This is a genomic window from Microcoleus sp. AT3-D2 (assembly GCF_036705715.1).
Taxonomy (GTDB): Bacteria; Cyanobacteriota; Cyanobacteriia; order Cyanobacteriales; family Microcoleaceae; genus Microcoleus.
This window is the reverse complement of the sequence record NZ_JAUBVE010000014.1, coordinates 46,342-61,778: the sequence shown is the minus strand read 5'-3', so window position 1 is coordinate 61,778 and position 15,437 is coordinate 46,342. Positions and strand designations below refer to the sequence as shown.

General features: G+C 44.2%; 13 protein-coding genes. 8 read left to right on the top strand and 5 right to left on the bottom strand.

Annotated elements, in window-relative coordinates; translation table 11 throughout:
* Positions 1 to 207: 207 nt before the first annotated feature.
* Together QUB44_RS08830 and QUB44_RS08825 are read left to right on the top strand one after the other, a co-directional pair.
* Complete coding sequence (locus QUB44_RS08830; protein WP_333365674.1) at positions 208 to 3,621, top strand: PAS domain S-box protein; 3,414 nt, start codon at positions 208 to 210, stop codon at positions 3,619 to 3,621.
* A 363-nt stretch (positions 3,622 to 3,984) separates the two neighbouring features.
* Positions 3,985 to 5,289 (top strand): cytochrome P450, encoded by a 1,305-nt coding sequence (locus QUB44_RS08825; protein WP_333365671.1) that lies wholly within the window; start codon positions 3,985 to 3,987, stop codon positions 5,287 to 5,289.
* Between the two features lie 187 nt (positions 5,290 to 5,476).
* On the opposite strand, the gene QUB44_RS08820 is transcribed toward QUB44_RS08825, so the two are convergent.
* A complete protein-coding gene (locus QUB44_RS08820; protein ID WP_333229969.1) occupies positions 5,477 to 6,082 on the bottom strand; it encodes a chorismate lyase in 606 nt (201 codons plus the stop codon).
* 184 nt (positions 6,083 to 6,266) lie between these two features.
* Between QUB44_RS08820 and QUB44_RS08815 the strand changes: the two genes are divergently transcribed.
* Positions 6,267 to 7,886, top strand: coding sequence for an NAD(P)/FAD-dependent oxidoreductase (locus tag QUB44_RS08815; protein WP_333365667.1), 1,620 nt, complete (start codon positions 6,267 to 6,269; stop codon positions 7,884 to 7,886).
* A 6-nt stretch (positions 7,887 to 7,892) separates the two neighbouring features.
* Here the strand turns inward: QUB44_RS08815 and QUB44_RS08810 are convergent, their stop codons facing one another.
* From QUB44_RS08810 to QUB44_RS08800, 3 genes are read right to left on the bottom strand one after another with little or no spacing between them, the layout of a single operon-like run.
* Entirely contained in the window at positions 7,893 to 8,231 is a 339-nt protein-coding gene (locus QUB44_RS08810) for a XisI protein (RefSeq protein ID WP_333365664.1), read from the bottom strand.
* Positions 8,219 to 8,635: a XisH family protein gene (locus QUB44_RS08805; protein WP_333365661.1), complete on the bottom strand. Its 417-nt coding sequence runs from the start codon at positions 8,633 to 8,635 to the stop codon at positions 8,219 to 8,221. The genes QUB44_RS08810 and QUB44_RS08805 overlap by 13 nt, the downstream gene beginning before the upstream one ends.
* A gap of 2 nt (positions 8,636 to 8,637) precedes the next feature.
* Positions 8,638 to 9,189, bottom strand: a complete 552-nt coding sequence (locus QUB44_RS08800; RefSeq protein ID WP_333365658.1) for an acireductone dioxygenase — start codon at positions 9,187 to 9,189, stop codon at positions 8,638 to 8,640.
* Between the two features lie 226 nt (positions 9,190 to 9,415).
* On the opposite strand from QUB44_RS08800, the gene QUB44_RS08795 reads away from it, so the two are divergent.
* From QUB44_RS08795 to QUB44_RS08775, 5 genes are all read left to right on the top strand, one after another.
* Positions 9,416 to 10,381: a M48 family metallopeptidase gene (locus tag QUB44_RS08795; protein WP_333365655.1), complete on the top strand. Its 966-nt coding sequence runs from the start codon at positions 9,416 to 9,418 to the stop codon at positions 10,379 to 10,381.
* A 260-nt stretch (positions 10,382 to 10,641) separates the two neighbouring features.
* Positions 10,642 to 11,067: a DUF4359 domain-containing protein gene (locus QUB44_RS08790; protein ID WP_333365652.1), complete on the top strand. Its 426-nt coding sequence runs from the start codon at positions 10,642 to 10,644 to the stop codon at positions 11,065 to 11,067.
* A gap of 227 nt (positions 11,068 to 11,294) precedes the next feature.
* On the top strand, positions 11,295 to 11,861 hold the full coding sequence (locus QUB44_RS08785; protein ID WP_445299880.1) for a TerD family protein: 567 nt from the start codon (positions 11,295 to 11,297) through the stop codon (positions 11,859 to 11,861).
* Between the two features lie 33 nt (positions 11,862 to 11,894).
* On the top strand, positions 11,895 to 12,095 hold the full coding sequence (locus QUB44_RS08780; protein ID WP_333365646.1) for a hypothetical protein: 201 nt from the start codon (positions 11,895 to 11,897) through the stop codon (positions 12,093 to 12,095).
* A gap of 173 nt (positions 12,096 to 12,268) precedes the next feature.
* Positions 12,269 to 14,242 carry a TerD family protein gene (locus QUB44_RS08775; protein WP_333365643.1) on the top strand — a complete coding sequence of 658 codons (1,974 nt, stop codon included), beginning with the start codon at positions 12,269 to 12,271 and terminating at the stop codon, positions 14,240 to 14,242.
* Between the two features lie 12 nt (positions 14,243 to 14,254).
* On the opposite strand, the gene hpsP is transcribed toward QUB44_RS08775, so the two are convergent.
* Positions 14,255 to 15,433 (bottom strand): hormogonium polysaccharide biosynthesis glycosyltransferase HpsP, encoded by a 1,179-nt coding sequence (gene hpsP / locus QUB44_RS08770; RefSeq protein ID WP_333365639.1) that lies wholly within the window; start codon positions 15,431 to 15,433, stop codon positions 14,255 to 14,257.
* Positions 15,434 to 15,437: the final 4 nt, after the last annotated feature.

Genomic DNA, 15,437 nt, shown 5'->3' with positions numbered 1-15,437 from the left:
AGTCGGAAAAATTAGAAAATGCGTACCCCAGCTAAAAAGAGATTGGTGGCTACTTACGTAAATACACTTAATTATCGCCTCGTGTTGCGTACATTTACGCAAGTATCCAATACTAGAATTCGCACAATAGGAAATATTTATAATATTTAAACATCTTTATTGTAATTTTTAAATCAGCACAACTCAAAGTAACTATAGAGTAAAAGAATGAAACATTCAGTTCAATTAGGAGAATCCAAAAGCACTAAATTGGTGAAATTCCTGCAAGTGTTGTGGACAAAAATTACGGCAGCAGTCACCAGAATAGAAAAGGCAGAAGGCAGCAAGAAGTATGAAAAAAAAATTAGCGTAGGGACGATCGCCCCTGGCAGTTTATTCTCAATTTTGATAATTGTACTGCTTGTCTTAAACGGGTGGCTCGTAGCTGGTAGCGGTGATAATTTCTACGATAGCCAACTCGCCCTGGGCTTTTTGGCAATAGCAAATATTGTGTTTTTGGCGGTATCGGCTGGTTCAAAAGCTTCTGCTGTCGCACCCCAAAACGATCGCCCATCCAGCGAACCCAACGGGGGCGATCGCTTTTTTACCCTCTCGCTAGATATGCTGTGCGTCCTTAGTTTTGACGGTTATGTAAAACGCATCAACCCAGCAGCAGAAAAAATCCTCGGCTATTCCCCAGAAGAAATGGTTGGCCAACTCTTCATTGAATTCGTGCATCCAGACGATCGCGAAGCTACTTTAAAAGAAGCTGAAAGTCTTGCTGCGGGGAATAATACCGTTGGGTTTGAAAACCGCTGGCGCTGTCGGAACGGTTCTTACAAGTGGATAGCCTGGACTGGTAGCTGTTTCTGGGAGGAAGAATTGATGTATGGTGTCGGCCGCGACATTACCGCTCAAAAACAAGCAGAAGCAGCGCTGCAAGAGAGTCAGCGTTTTGTTGAGCGAATTGCCAATACCAGTCCGAATCTTCTCTTTGTTTACGATGAAAGCGAGCAGCGAAATGTCTACAGCAATCGCGAAATCAGTGACACCCTCGGCTATACGAGCGCAGAAGTTGAAAACATGGGCAGCAATCTGCTGCCCACCATCATCCACCCTGACGACTTAGCTAAATTTCCCGGCTATTTTCAGCAATTAGAAAATGCTCCCGACGGCGAAGTTATTGAGTACGAATATCGGGTACGCGACAAACAGAATTGTTGGCACTGGTTAGTCAGCCGGAATATTGTATTTAGCAGAACAGAGGAGGGAAAAATTAAGCAGCGTCTCGGTGCTGCTACGGACATTACAGAGCGAAAAATAGCAGAACAAGCTTTAGCAGAACAATTGAAACTTTCTTTATTCACAGCAGATGTGGGAATTGTTCTAACTCAAAACCAGGGTTTGCGTACAACTTTGCAATATTGCGCCGATGCAGTTGTGCGCCATTTGGATGTTGCCTTTGCTCGGATTTGGACATTGAATGAAGACAGAAATGTATTGCAACTGCAAGCAAGCGCGGGGATATATACTCATATTGACGGCGCTCACAGCCGTATTGCTGTCGGCGAGTTCAAGATTGGTTTAATCGCCCTGGAGCGACAACCTCACATCACTAATTGTGTGAAAGAAGATCCCCTAATCCAGGACAAAAAATGGGCCTCACGAGAAGGAATGGTGGCTTTTGCTGGATATCCGCTAATTATTGACAATCAGTTGCTGGGAGTAATCGCGATGTTTGCTCGCCAAGAGTTGAACGAATCAACGCTGATTGCTTTGGCGTCAAGTGCCGATACGATCGCCCTGGGAATTAAGCGGAAACAAACAGAAGAAGCTCTCGCCAGACAAAAGCAAACTTTGAGGGCAATTATTGACAACGCTCCGATCTGGGTATGGCTGACTGACACTAAAGGTAAGATGCTTTTGGTTAACAAAACTTTTTGCGAATCTGTCAACGTTCCTGAAGAAAAATTTTTGGCAGCATCTCACTCTTGTGAAATTTTGGGAGCAGAAGCATTTGCTAACTGCATGGCGTCTGACGTGCAAGTCTGGAGTCAAGATACTCCTTTTTATGCTGATGAAATTATCCAGTTTGCTGATGGTAAAAATCACCATTTAGAGGTAATCAAAGCTAAGGTAAAAGATGGCAATGGCAGCGCGATCGGCTTAATCGGTTTGGGTTTGGACGTTACACAACAAAAAGAAGATCAACGAAAATTGCAAGCTTCAGAAGCGCGATTCCGCAAGTTAGCGGAGCAGGAAACGCTGCTCAACCAGCTAGCTAGTAATATCCGCGAATCTCTAGATTTAGATACTATTTTGGCAACAACTGTGCAGCAGATTCGCGACTTGCTGCAAGTCGATCGCTGTGTGTTTATCTGGTATTTGCCCGACGCTTCGCCACCTGCTTGGGATGTCGTCCACGAATCTAAAAATGATGACTTGTTCTCGCTTTTGGGTTATTACCCTGCTGACATAACGGGTACGCTGCCGCAAAAAATCGCTAAGTTGGAAGTTTATCAAATAGATGATGTTGCCACTTTCAGCAATCCAGTAGAAAGGGAATTCTTTTTGCAGGTGGGTTACAAGTCTGTCTTGGATTTGCCGATTAAAAGTGCCGGAGGTTTAACTGGTGTTGTTAGCTGCGTTTCTTGCAGGGAGGTTCGCAAGTGGACAAAAGAGGAAGTGGAGTTAATGGAGGCAATTGGCGATCAATTGGCGATCGCCATCAGTCAATCTGAACTTTACACTAAAAGCGTCGATTCAGCACGGATAGCGCAAGAACAAGCTGCCAAACTCGAATTAACTCTGTGCGAACTCCAGCAAGCTCAAACTCAACTCGTGCAGGCAGAAAAAATGTCGAGTCTCGGTCAGATGGTAGCAGGAATTGCCCACGAAATCAATAACCCGGTAAGCTTTATTTTCGGCAATCTTACCTACACAGAAGAATACGCCGGAAGCCTGATGAAACTGCTGCAAATGTATCGAAATGAATACCCAGAACCTTCTTTAGCTCTTCAGCAGGAAATAGAAGTGTTAGAGCTGGATTTCTTGCTAGACGATTTGCCAAAAATGCTGTCTTCTATGCAGATGGGAGCTACTCGCATCCGGGATATCGTGCGGAGTTTGCGAAATTTCTCTCGCCTCGATGAATCTGACATGAAAAAGGTTAACATTCACGAAGGCATCGACAGCACATTGATGATTTTAGAACACCGTCTGAAAGTTCAGCCTGAGCGCCCCGCAATTCAACTCGTGAAAGAATACGGCAAATTGCCACTGGTGGAGTGCTACGCCGGACTATTGAATCAGGTGTTTATGAATATTATTGCTAACGCTATTGACGTGTTACAAGAACCGCTCGAAAATCCGGGAATTATCCGCATTCGTACAGAGGTAGAAGGTAATCTCGCTGTGATTAGAATTTCTGATAACGGTGCAGGTATTACCGATCAAGTCAAGCAACGGATATTTGACCCCTTCTATACTACCAAACGGGTCGGTTCAGGAACGGGGATGGGTTTAGCGATTTCCCATTCAATTATTGTAGAAAAACATAAAGGTGAAATCAAGTGTTTCTCCGTGGTGGGGAAAGGCACTGAATTTATAATCGAGATTCCGATTAAAAGGGCAGAAAATTAAATGGGTTTGTTGGTCAAAATACTAAGGTGCGTCAGTTGGAAAAACCAGTTCTTTTTGTACTAACCTTAAGACTGACAAACCCTACAGACGCCAACATATAAAAGTTATTTTAGCAGAATTTTGTCTGGTTGACAAGATGAACTAGACAACTAAAATTGATATGATATTAAAAATCTAAAATCTAAAATCTAAAATCTAAAATCTAAAATCTAAAATCTAAAATCTAAAATTTAAAGACGCACCCGACAGGCTACCAACAGAGAAAAGTTATTTTTTCATAAATTTGTCTGGTGCGTATTGCCCACCCTCCAACTAAAATTGATATGATATTAAAAATCTAAAATCTAAAATCTAAAATCTAAAATGGCATTACCTCCCGGCAGTTTCGGTTTACCCCTAATTGGCGATAGCCTCAAGTTTTTGCGAGATTCCCAATTTGCCAAAAAACGCCACCAGCAGTACGGGCCCATTTTCAAAACCAGCATTTTCGGAGAGCCTACCGTGTTTATGCGTGGCCAAGAGGCTAGTTTGTTTGTTTTAAGCAATGAAAACCAATATTTTGTTGTGAGTTTTCCTCCGAGTACGAAAGCGCTTTTAGGGCCGCTTTCCTTGTCGCTGCAAACGGGTGCTAACCACCAAAATCGGCGCAAGTTGCTGTACCAAGCGTTTCAGCCGCGAGCTTTAGCCGGCTACATCGGCGCGATGGAAGATATCACTCAGCGCTATTTGGAAAAATGGGTCAAAATGGAAACCCTGACTTGGTATCCTGAACTGAGAAATTATACTTTTGATGTTGCGGGTAAGTTGTTAGTAGGGATGGAAAAGGGTTCGGAAACGGCGCTAGGACATTATTTTGAAACTTGGTCTAAGGGTTTATTTTCGATTCCTTTAGATGTGCCTTGGACTCTGTTTGGCAAGGCGAAAAAGTGCCGCAAGCTGCTGTTGGCAGAACTGGAAAAGATTATTCGCGATCGCCAGCAAGGAACTCCTAGTGGCAATGATGCTTTGAGTTTGCTGATTTCGGCTCGCGATGACGAGGGAAATAGTTTGAGTTTGGATGAGTTAAAAGATCAAGTGCTGTTGCTGCTGTTTGCGGGACACGAAACTTTAACTTCGGCGATCGCCTCTTTTTGCCTCCTCCTAGCTCAACATCCCGATGTGATGGCAAAAGTGCGGGCCGAACAGCAGCAGTTCCCCGCAACTGAACCGCTAACCTTGGAACAGCTCAAACAAATGACTTATTTAGAACAGGTGCTGCGAGAAGTGCTGCGTTTAGTTCCACCGGCGGGAGGTGTTTTTCGGACAGTAATTAATGCTTGTGAGTTCGGCGGCTATGAAATTCCCAAGGGTTGGAGCGTTGTTTCTGGGATTACTCAAACCCATCAGGATAGTCAACTTTATCCTGAACCCGATCGATTCGACCCCGATCGATTTAGCTCGGAGCGATCGCCTAAACCTTTCAGCTACGTGCCATTTGGCGGCGGTTTGCGAGAATGTTTGGGCAAAGAATTTGCCCGGTTAGAGATGAAGTTGTTTGCAGCAAAGATGGTTCGGGAGTACGAGTGGGATCTGTTACCGGATCAAGATTTGAATTTGATCGCAATACCGATGCCTCATCCTCGCGACGGTTTGCGAGTAAATTTTCGTCGAACAACTATGAATAGGTAGAAAATCCAGCTCCCCGACTTCTTCAAGAAGTCGGGGAAGCTCATACCAAATCCGGCTGTATACCCTCCCGATCTATCTTCCTCTTCTTCTTTGTGTCCTTCGCGGTTTATCAAAAAGAACTAAGGCAAGCGTGTCACAATTAGTAAAGTGCGTCAGATGCCCAAACCCTAGATAAGCCGATAGCATCTCAATCCACATCCAATTTCATCGGGCCCAAATACTTAGTTAAATAAGGAGAAAAAACCTCATAAATCAGAGTCAAGGGCTTACCATGATGCCAAAACAAATAGTGTCGTCCCCAAAAAGGCCCCGACTGTTCAAAAGCTGACTCCAAGGCCACCGAATCACCGCAATAAATGCCCTGCACATCGCGATACAATTCTGTTCGCAGCCGCGCTAAACTAGCCCAAATTGGCAAAGATTTATTTTGTAAATATTCATCTACATGACTCGCTTCCCACCAAGAAGTCGCATAGGCTAAGCGCTGTCCCGAAGCAGTCCGCAGCCACACTTGGCGGCGCAGGCGCGGCCCCGGAACCGCGACAATTTGCTGGGGCGCGCCGTCTGCGTCTTCACCCACTAAAGACATATCGATGACATCAACTTCTGTGGGTTCCCCTGTCAGCAGTTGCAGGTGACGGGTGGGGGAACCGTCGCCCAGGAGCAGTATTTGCCATGCCGGCGCGAGCTTGGTATGGGGCAAACCCTTCTGTACTGCGTCTTCGGCTCCTTGCCAGAGGGGGTTGAGAGCGTGCCAGGTGCGGCTGTTTTTGGGTGTAAATGTTGCAGTCAAGGGTCTTTACAAAACTTAATTTTTTGCTTATTATAACGTTTCTTCAATCTAAAATCAAAAATCGATCAACCCATAACGATCGCCCGTAGGAGCTCCGGTTAAATAGTTATAATACTTCTGTTCGGGATTTTTATTCTTCCTTCTTCCTTCTTCCTTCTTCCTTCTTCCTTCTTCCTTCCACTATATGTTACGAATAACCGAAATAAAACTCCCCCTAGATCATCCTCAAGATGCGATCGCCAGTGCCATTCTCAAAAAGCTGCAAATTCCCCCCGAAGAATTGCTCAGCTATTCCATCTTCAAGCGCAGCTACGATGCTCGTAAAAAAGCAGAAATCCTCCTTGTCTATATTGTGGATGTAGAGACGACACAGGAAAAGCAACTTCTCCAACGCTTCAAAAAAGATCCTCATGTAATGGTGACACCAGACACGAGTTATCGCTTTGCAGCCAAAGCCCCCAGCAATTTGACGATTCGCCCCATTGTGATTGGTACAGGGCCGTGCGGTATGTTTGCAGGTCTGATGCTGGCACAAATGGGGTTTCGTCCCATCCTTTTAGAACGCGGAAAAGCAGTGCGCGATCGCACGGTTGACACCTTTGGATTTTGGAAGAAAAAATCAGAATTCAACCCAGAATCTAACGCCCAGTTTGGCGAAGGTGGTGCGGGTACTTTTTCCGATGGAAAACTCTACAGCCAAGTTAAAGATCCTCAGCATTATGGGCGGAAGGTGTTGACGGAACTTGTGAATGCGGGAGCTTCACCAGAAATTTTATATATTAATAAACCGCATATTGGCACGTTCAAACTGGTTGGAATTGTCCAAAGTCTTCGCGCCCAAATTGAATCATTAGGCGGAGAAATTCGGTTTCAAACTCGTGTAGAAGATATCCATATCGAAAATGGAAAAGTGCAGGGAGTTACCCTAGCCAGTGGAGAATATATTGCTAGTAATTATATAGTTCTGGCGGTGGGACACAGCGCCCGCGATACTTTTGAAATGTTGTTTTCGCGCGGGGTTTACATCGAGGCTAAACCTTTTTCTATTGGTTTTCGGGTGGAACATCCGCAGACTATCATCGATCGCTGTCGTTTTGGCGATCGGGCGGGCCATAAGCTTTTGGGCGCCGCCGATTACAAACTGGTTCACCATTGCCAAAACAATCGTTCTGTATATAGTTTCTGTATGTGTCCCGGTGGTTTGGTAGTAGCGGCTGCGTCCGAACCGGGGCGACTTGTTACTAATGGGATGAGTCAATATTCTCGCAATGAACGCAATGCTAACAGCGGGATTGTGGTAGGTATCACGCCGGAGGATTATCCCGGTCATCCCTTGGCAGGAATTGAGTTTCAGCGTCGCTTAGAAGAACGGGCATTTGAGTTAGGAGGTGGCACTTACAACGCCCCTGGGCAGCTTGTGGGTGATTTTTTGGCAAATCGCCCTTCCACGGCGCTAGGCAGTGTGCAGCCGTCTTATACGCCGGGAGTTGTGATGACTGATTTGAGCGAAAGTTTGCCAGATTATGCGATCGCAGCCATCCGCGAAGCACTTCCGGCTTTTGATAAACAGATTAAAGGATTTGCGATGGATGATGCGGTTTTGACTGGGGTGGAAACGCGCACTTCTTCACCAATTCGGATTAAACGCAAGGAAGATTATCAGAGTTTGAATACAGAAGGTCTTTATCCTGCTGGGGAAGGTGCAGGATATGCAGGTGGAATTCTGTCGGCGGGGATTGATGGGATTAAGGTGGCGGAGGCGGTTGCTTTGAGCATTTTGCAATCTTCAAACCACAAAATTTGAGGCGGATCAACCAACTGCAAATTCGGTGTATTGTCGGACATGAGGTGCATGATAGGCTAGCACAATTTCCTGGGATGGGACACCTCGTGCTATTAATTGATTGGCGATCGCTTCTTCAGTCCCGTCATGCTGCACCCAAATTTTACCATCTTTAATATCTACATGAATCACACAGCCATAAATTCGAGTGCTACCGTTTTTCCAACCCACATTTACAAGTTGATAGCGATCACTTACCCGATCGAAAATCGTCTCGCTGGAAACTGGATCGCTAGGCGATCGTCGCTGGGATCGTTCAGTTAGCAACTCCTGAATATATTGACGATACAAACTTACTTTATCCATTGAGAAATCTCCTCTTTTTCGGTATCGTAAACTAAAAGCGGAATTTGATTGCGTTCAATCACCCTTTGAATAAATGAGTAGTTGAAAAATCTCGTGTAAACATCTAAGGGAACTGCCAAGTAGAGAGTTCTCTCTGGATCGTCATATTCTAATGCAATCCGATAGTTAATAAATTGTCCCACTGCGGTATGAAATTCTGAAATAGTCGATGGTGCTAAAAACGTTTTGATTTCAACCGCAATTTTTTCATTATCCTTTGTAGCTGCTAATAACTGTTCTGCACCCAGATCGATATAAAAATCCACAAATCCCAGATCGATATGATAAGGATCATGAGTAATTGTCCAATCCTGATTTTGGAGGGCAATCTTGACGAGTTCATGAAACTTATCTTTAGCTGGCATATTTAAACGATGGCTAAGCCCGATCGAATTTCCGTATCGGTATACTCCGGCGTCCAGCCTTCTTGGGTGGTAAAATAGCGCACCGCTTTAACTTTCCGGGCTGCTGTCAAATAAAACCAGTGTTCTGTATTCGCCGGTACGTTGATAAATTCTTCCGGCTGCACTGTGAGTTCGACTTGGCTGCCGTCGGGCCGCACGAAGCCGAAAATGCCCTCGCCTGCTACGATATAGCGGACTTCATCATCGGCGTGGATGTGGCACTTGTTGAATTTGGACAGCATGGTGTCGAGGTTGGGAATTTCTGGGTGCAGTACGATTAAGTCGCGCGATTGATAGCCTGCGGTTTCCTTGAGTTGTTGAAAGTAGCCGTCGAGGGCTTGCAACACTTGCTCTTTTTGATTGTCGTCAAGAGCATCTTTAGCTAACAAATTTTGAATTTCAGGGCTGTCACCCACGGGCCAGCGGTTGAGTTGAATGTTTAAGGGAGCGAGTTCTCGGGTAATGTCGCTTTGTTGAGTGTAGGTTGTACCGTTTTCGAGTTGCAGGATAGCCATTTTTGCACGTTCCAATTTTTGGGTGAGGCGATACACAGGCCCTGTGAAAGAGGTTTGTCGATCGCGCCTGTACCAGAATCACAATTTTAACGCTAATTTGAACAGGCTTTCCGCCCTATTCCACAACAGTTGAATATTTGTCGCGATAATATTATAAGTTAGGCGCCAGCTAGCACCAGCAGCGATCGGCAATCCTGATATCTTGAATGTAACTTTTGCAACAACTATGCCTACTTATACGGGAATTTCTAGCGAAGCATTTCAGCATCCCCTCGATCGCCAAGCTGAGGAAGCGTTACGCAGCGTGCCTGGATTTGACTTAATTGCCAGCAAATTTGTAGAATTTGTCTACGAACGACCGCAATTCGTTTACCTAATGGGAAATAGCATTCAAGTCGGGCCACGCCAATATGCCAGCATTTATCATATATTTCGGGAGTGCGTGCAGGCTTTAGATGTTTTTCCAGAACCGGGTTTGTTTGTTTCTCAGAATCCCTCAGTTAACAGCTATGCCCTGGGAAAAAACCAACCTTATGTAGTATTAAACACTGGTCTTTTAGACTTGTTGGACGAGGCGGAACTGCGGGTAGTCTTGGCTCACGAGTTGGGACACATTAAATGCGGTCATCCAACTTTAAATCAAATGGCGATGTGGGCGATGAGCGTCGCATCGACAATTGGCGAGATGACTTTCGGGCTGGGAAATATGGTCGGTAGCGGTTTAATTTTCGCTTTTTACGAGTGGCGGCGCAAGGCTGAATTGTCGGCAGACCGGGCGGCTTTGTTGGTAACGGATGACTTGAACAGTGTGATGAAGACGATGATGCAACTGGCGGGAGTTAGCAGTAAATATGCTGACCAATGCAGTTTGCAAGAATTTATCCGCCAGTCTGACAACTATCAAGAGCTCGATCGAGACAATCTCAACCAAGTGTATAAATTTTTACTTTACAACGGTGGTCAGGGCGTGATGCTGAGTCACCCTTTCCCGGTGGAACGCCTGCGGTATTTGCGAGACTGGGCCAGTTCCGAGGAATACCGCCAAATTAAGCTAGGGAACTACAAGCGGGCTGTAGCTGAGGGTGCGGTTGATGTGAAGTCGCAAACGCCTAACAGTGAGACGGAGGCTTTGCGCCGTCAGATTGAAGAGTTGCAGCGGGAGATCGATCGGCAAAAATCAAAGCGAAACTAAGTTTAAATTCCTCGTTTCCAGGCTCCTCGTCCCCACGCTTTGCCTGGGAACCAGCTAAACCAGCTAAAACCAGCTAAATGTTTTGTTGAAGATTTACCGGATTTGAGGGAGGGGGAAACGTAAAAGGAAGGTAAACCAGTGAGAGACTTACTCGCAACTGGCCTCCAATCTAAAAACTGTCCCCTCCTTTCGGAAATCGGTTTCTGAAGAGGTGTAGTTTAAATCAAGAGAAGCTTATAAATCAACGGGGCTAAAAAAAAATGAATATTGATAACGCAATGAATACTAACAAGTCAACTTCTAATTTTTTCGGCAATGTGGGAAAAGTCGCGATGGCTCTGACTCTTCTAGCCGCCGGCATGGCATTTACGAATCCTGCGAGAGATCAATACCTAACTTATGCTTCCGGCGTACTCGAAAACGAGTTGGAAAGCACTGTGTGCAAAGATTCTCGCGTGCCGAAAGCTTTGGGCGGCATTACAGATACTTTGATCGGCAGTTGCAAGAATTTGCTGACTTCGCAGCGGGGCACGATCGAAAGCTTGCTAGACAATACAACGCAGCGTCAAAATTATGGTGTTGTCAGTATTTACACAACTGAATTAGGGAAAAAAAGCTATCAAACGGTTGGAGCTTTTGGGAATTTTGTGACCTTGCCACCTAGTTCAGAAAATGTTCAAAATTAGAGTCAAACTAAGTTCAATTGTTGAAACCGGGTTTTGTAGAAAGCCCGGTTTTTGCTTAGGTAATTCTCTATGAGTAAATCTCAATAAATTCGGAGAGCGGCAGCACATATTTTTAATGAGACCCGCTATTAGAGACAAAATATTAAGTTTTCTTAAAGAACAAAAGTAATTGTCTCACTTAATATTAACATGAACGCTATAAAGTTTGATGTTTAACAAATAAGCAGATGGTAATGCAATTAAGTAAGGGTGAGAGATTTAATATATCTAAAGAAGCGCCCGGTTTGAAAAAAATGGCGATCGCCCTCGGTTGGCAGGTGACAGAGGCAGGACAAAGCTACGAGATAGATGTCTCTGCCTTTATGCTAGGTGCTGACGGCAAAATACCTAACGATAAATATTTTATCTTTTACAATAATCTGCAATCCGGTGACAGTTCGGTACTGCAATTGATTCGGGATAAAAGCAACCGAAGTCAAGAGAATAAAACGATTTACGGCGTTATCTTAAAAAGACTTAATCCTGAAATTGAGGAAATAACTTTTGTTGTCACTATTCACGAAGCAGAAAAGATTAATGCAAATTTTAGCCATATAAAAAATGCTTTTATCAAGATTTACAATTTGGATACAGAAAACGAACTTGTTCGCTATGAATTAAAAGAGAATTTTTCGCGAGAGACTGCTGTAGAATTTGGTCGTTTGTATAGAAAGAATGGAGAGTGGAGATTTCAGGCGGTAGGAGCAGGATATCAGGCAGGATTGCAGAGTTTTGTTGACAAGTATTGCAGCTAAAATCGTAATAATATTGCTCCCATTACTCACGACTTGGCAGCGGGAACTGCCGATTATTTGCAGTTTCCGGCTGGGGAGTTGGAGGTGAAGCAAGAACCGGAAGCGGAACAGTCTCGTCTGGAGATTTTAGTAAATTTGTTACCTTGTTACCTAGTCCTGAAAATGCTCCAAACCAATGTCAAATTAAGTTCAATTGTAGAAACCGCTTGGGAATCAAGCCCGGTTTTCACTTAGGTAATTCTCTGTAAGTAAATCTCAATAAATTCAGATACAGGCAGCAGATATTTTTAATCAAGCCCGCGATTAGAGAAACTCTGTTAAATTTCATTAATTAAATAACTTATTGTGCCACTTAACATTAAGATTAGGAGTATAAAATTTTATGTTTAACAAATAAGCAGATGGCAATGCAATTAAGTAAGGGTGAGAGATTTAATATATCTAAAGAAGCGCCCGGTTTAAAAAAAATGGCGATCGCCCTCGGTTGGCAGGTGACAGAGGCAGGACAAAGCTACGAGATTGATGTCTCTGCTTTTATGCTAGGTGCTGACGGCAAACTACCTAACGATAAATATTTTATCTTTTACAATAATCTGCAATCCTGTGACGGTTCGGTACTGCAATCGATTCCTGACAAAAACAACCGAGGTCAGGAGAATAAGACTATTTACGGAGTTATTTTAGAGAAAATCAATCCTGAAATTGAGGAAATAACTTTTGCGGTCACTATTCACGAAGCAGATAAAATCAATGCCAATTTTAGCAATATCAAAAATGCTTTTATCAAAATTACCAATTTGGATACGGGAAGCGAACTGGTTCGCTATGAATTAAAAGAAAATTTTTCGCGAGAGACTGCTGTAGAATTTGGTCGTTTGTATAAAAAGAATGGAGAGTGGAGATTTCAGGCCGTAGGAGAAGGATATCAGGCAGGATTGCAGAGTTTGGTTGACAAGTATTACAGCGGAAATAGCCATAATATTGCTTCCATTAGTAGGGAGTTGACAGCGGGAACAGCAGCAGATGATTTGCAGTTGCCGGCTTGGGATTTGGAGGTGGATTCAGAACCGGAATCGCAACAATCTCGTCAGACTCGAAGGGTACAGCAATCACGAATTAACAATCAAGTTAATAATTCGCGAAGTCGCAAAATACCCGCAGCTTTATTAGCAGGTTTAGGGGTTTTGGTGTTGGGGACAGGTGTAGGGACGATCGCCTTTATGCGATCGGGAAATGAAACGCTGAAGCAAGCTAAAATACTGGCAGTTGAAACGCAGAATGCAGGGAAAGCCACCGATGTAAATCTGCTCAGAAGTTTCGATCGACGACTTAAAGAAACGATCGCCAATTTAGAGAAAATTCCTAACTTCCCCGGCTTTGGGTATCAGCAAGCTAGAGCAGATTTGCTGCAACTGCGCCCGAGTTTGGTTCCAGTAGCGCAAAATTTACAGGCGGCAGAAAGTCTAGCAACGGCTCAAAAATTGGCGATGGAAGCTGCTGTGGTTGTGCAAAAACCGCCTCATCCGATCGAAGTTTGGCAGCAGTCGCAAAGTAAATGGCAACAGGCGATCGCACTTTTAGAAGCGATCGATTCACGTACACCTGTTTATAATCTAGCTCAAAATAAGTTATCTAATTACCGAGCCAATCACGCTGTGATCAGTCAAAGAGTTGCGATCGCTCAAAAAGCTGCAAATTTCAGCAACCAAGGTTCTTTAAAAGTTCAAAAGGGAGATGTTCCGGGGGCGATAGCCAATTTTACTCAAGCTTTAGCGCTGAATCCGAACATACCTCAAGCTTACCTCGGATTGGGAATTGCTACTGGCCAACAGGGAAACAAGCAGCAGGCAATTTACAATTACGATCGAGCGCTGCAATTTAATCCTAACTTGGCAGAAGCTTATTTCGGTCGCGGTCAAGCATACTATGAATTGGGAAACAAGCAAAAGGCGATCGGGGATTACGAACAAGCTATTCGCATTAATCCTAATTATGGTTTGGCTTATTTGGAACGAGGTGCTATTCGCTGTATGTTGGGAACTAAATCGCAAGCTGTATCAGATTTTCAGCAAGCTGGAGAACTTTTCTCAAAGCAGGGAGACGGCAAGAATTACCAATTAGCACAAAGCTTTATTAATGATTGTCAAGAACCGATTGCAGAGGCGGCAATCTGCGATTATCGAAGGAAAATAGATTCCTTCGGCAGACCCTGCGGTCGCTCTGTTAATGTTCCGATTATAATTAGAAGAAAATCCGCGACTGCTACCTCAAACTCTGAGTCTACTGCTGTTAAAAGTAATAGCAGCGTTGAAAAAATCTCGCCTGCAAATTCTGATAGCAGCGGCACAAGAAGTCGAAGCAGGAGAAGAAGTAAAAGGTAAACGGCTGTTGCATTAGTTAAGAGATGACAAAATCTCCTGGTAAGCATCGATGGTTTGCTGGGCGATCGCATCCCAGTTATAATGCTTTCTTGCATACTCTTTGCCATTCAATCCCCGGCGTTGACGTTCCTGTGGATTCAGAAGTGCTGATTTGATTGAATTGGCGATCGCCCCTACTTCCAAAGGCCCCACCCACCCAGCTTCTGCTTGCTGTATGTCTTCCGCAATATGTATGCGATCGGAAATGGCGACAGGTACACCGGCTGCCATCGCTTCTGCTACAGCAATACCAAAGTTTTCGTAATAAGAAGGCAATACAAATAAGTCAGCTTTTGTCAATAGTTCAACTTTTAAATCACCGCTCACAAAGCCAGTTATGGTTGTGTATTTTGCTAAGCTTGAATTCTGAATTTTTACTTTAATTTGTGTTTCATAATCAGCATCTTGGGGATTAGAACCAGCTAAAACAAAGTGAAACTCTATGCCCGATCCTAAAATACTTTCTAATGCTGGAATTAGCAAATCAAGCCCTTTTTTAGGTTCAATTCGCGACATAAATAAGATGATTGGCACTTGAGATTCTCGCAATCTCTTAGGAAACAAACCTGCTGTCACCCCCAATGGAATCACCAAATCCCGTGGTACAGGCACCTTGTCTGTGCTGCCCAAACCAAATCTTTCTGAGATTTTAGCCTCTTCTTTACTTGTGAAATGAATTGCGGCTGCCCCTGCTAAATTAGGGCGTTCTAAAAGCGTGGCATAAATCTGTTTCAAGCGCTTTTTTTTCTGCAAGTCGGCGGGGTCAAGCATACCGCAGGGACGGATAATGTACGGCAAATGATGATATCTTGCAATTGTAGCCGCCAGGGTAGTTACTGGTGAGAAAAGAGCGTGAATGTGAGCCAGGTCAAACTGTCGCGCATTTTCATTTAACCACTGCAATAAACTCAGAGAAAACTTATATCTACGAAACGGAGAACAGCGGAAATAAATAATCTGATAGCCGTTTTGTTTTATTGGTTGATTTAAGGGGACATCTAAGGGATGTTGGCCGATATCTCCGTTAGAATCTGTGGTGATAATCGTCACATCAATGTTTTTGGCCGCGAGGGCGCCAGAAAGTCCGAGTACCATTTGACTCGGCCCGCCGTAGACGAGGGAAATTGAGGGGATAATTTGGAGGATTCGCATGGTT